At 64.7% G+C, this 2245-nt stretch carries 3 protein-coding genes; all 3 read left to right on the plus strand.

What is annotated here, in order from left to right; all coding sequences use genetic code 11:
• Positions 1–471: ATP-binding cassette domain-containing protein (locus tag EN884_RS33665; RefSeq protein ID WP_128361030.1), on the plus strand; the 471-nt coding region annotated here is incomplete at its 5' end.
• Between the two features lie 2 nt (positions 472–473).
• Positions 474–1175 carry an ABC transporter ATP-binding protein gene (locus EN884_RS33670; protein WP_063167561.1) on the plus strand — a complete coding sequence of 234 codons (702 nt, stop codon included), beginning with the start codon at positions 474–476 and terminating at the stop codon, positions 1173–1175.
• Between the two features lie 103 nt (positions 1176–1278).
• Positions 1279–2245: substrate-binding protein (locus EN884_RS33675; RefSeq protein WP_245492035.1), on the plus strand; the 967-nt coding region annotated here is incomplete at its 3' end.

Below are 2245 nucleotides of genomic sequence, written 5' to 3' on the forward strand. Positions count from 1 at the left end.
CGGCTCGGCATCGCGCGCAAGTTCCAGATCCCGTCCGTCTTCCCGAGCCTCTCGGTGGAAGACAATGTGAAGGTCGCCCGCTGGGGGGCGCCCTCGCCTGTGCGCCCGGTTGGCGAATTGCTGGAATTGGTCGCGCTGAGCAATCGCGCCGCCACACCGGCCGGCGAACTCGCGCATGGCCAGAAGCAATGGCTGGAGATCGGCATGGCGCTGGCAATCGAGCCGCGGTTGCTTTTGCTCGACGAACCCACCGCCGGCATGACGCCGCAGGAGACGCTGGCGACGGCCGATATGCTGCTACGCCTAAAGGGCGAGTTCTCGATCGTCGCCGTCGAACACGATATCCGCTTCGTACGGGCGCTGAACTGCGAGACGCTGGTGCTGCATCAGGGACGCCGCCTGCGCAGCGGTCCTTTCCATGACATCGAGACCGACGAAATGGTCCGCGATGTCTATCTGGGGAGGCGCTGATCATGCTGCGGACAATGGCGGTGTCAGCCGGCTACGGCCCGCTCCCGGTGCTGAACGGCATCGACCTCAGTGTCGCGCCAGGCGAAGTCGTCGGCCTGCTCGGCCGTAACGGCGCCGGCAAGACGACGCTGCTGCGCGTCATCGCCGGCGGCTTGCGAGCGAGCGGTGGCGCGGTGGTTCTCGGTGACAAGGACCTCACGAACGCGCCGGCCTTCCGCCGCGCGCGGGCAGGCATTGCGCATGTGCCGCAGGGGCGCGGGATCTTCAACCAGCTGACGGTGCGGCAAAACCTGGAGGTCGGCACCCGCGCTGCCAAGGACCGTGGCGACGGCGGCATTTCGGCCGACATCTTCGGCTATTTTCCGATCCTGCGCGAGCGCGAAGCGCAGGTCGCCGGCACGCTTTCGGGCGGCCAGCAGCAGATGCTGGCGATCGGCCGCGCGCTCTGCGGCCTGCCGTCGGTGCTGCTGCTCGATGAGCCTTCGGAAGGCATACAGCCGAACATCGTGCAGTCGATCGCCGAGCTGGTGCCGCGCATCGCGCGCAAACGCAGCATCGCGATCGTGCTGGTCGAGCAGAATCTCGATCTCGTTCTCAAGGCATCGGACCGCTGCCTGGTGATGGAGAAGGGCAGGATCGTCCATGAAGGCGCGCCGGAGGCGTTCGCCGACGAGACCCTGCTGAAGGATCTGTTGGCCCTATAAGGCGCGCCTGAAGCGCGCCTGGGAGCTTGTTGACTTGTAAGGCGTGCATGGGGCGCGCCTGGGACTGGAAGGGAACACAACAATGATAAGCAGAAGAACTGTCTTGAAATCCGGCGGCGCCGCGGCCGCTTTCGCCATGGTCGGTGCGCCGTCGGTCCTGCGCGCCGCCGACACCGTCAAGGTCGGCCTGTCGATCCCGATCACCGGGCTGCAGGCGATCCTCGGCGAGACGCTGCTCAATTGCTACAAGCTCGCCGCCGCCGAACTGAACGCCGCCAATGGCATTGGCGGGCGCCAGGTCGAGTTGTTCATCGAGGACAACCAGACCACGACCAAGGGTTCCATCGACAAGGCGCGCAAGCTCATCAACGAAGACAAGGTCGACGTGGTCATGGGCACGATCATTTCGCCGGAGCGAAGTGCTACGCTGTCGGTGACCTCGAAGGCCAAGAAGCTGTTCTTCTACCCAACCAATTTCGAGGGCGGCGAATGCAACCGCTACTTCGTCGCCACCGGCCCGATCCCGATGCAGCAGGTCGACCCGATGATGCCGTGGGTGGCCGAGACCCTCGGCAAGACCATCTACGTCATGGCCTCCGACTATGCCTGGCCGCAGAAGATGACCGAGGCGATCACGGCGGCTTACGAAAAGGCCGGCGGCAAGATCATCGGCGCCGACTACTATCCGTTCGGCACCACGGATTTCGGCCCGGCCTTCCAGAAGATCAAGTCGCTGAAGCCCGATGTCGTCTGGTCGATGGTGGTCGGCAACGACGCCGTCACCCAGCTCAAGCAGTATCGCAGCTTCGATATCAAGCAGCCGCTGATCGCACCGCTCGACGAGGTCTTCAACAAGGACGCGCTGCCGCCCGGCGTCGCGGCCGGCACCTACGCACCGCAGCCTTACTGGATGGCGCTCGACAATCCGGTCAACAAGAAGTTCATCGCGAGCTTCCGCGAGAAGTTCGGCAAGGAGAAGATGGTCAACGGCATCGGCGAAGCCGGCTACAACGGCCTGCATCTCTACGCCCTGGCCGCCGAGAAGGCCGGATCGCTGAAGGACGATGATG

Origin of the sequence: Mesorhizobium sp. M7A.F.Ca.AU.001.01.1.1, assembly GCF_004022735.1 — a bacterium.
Lineage (GTDB): Bacteria > Pseudomonadota > Alphaproteobacteria > Rhizobiales > Rhizobiaceae > Mesorhizobium > Mesorhizobium ciceri.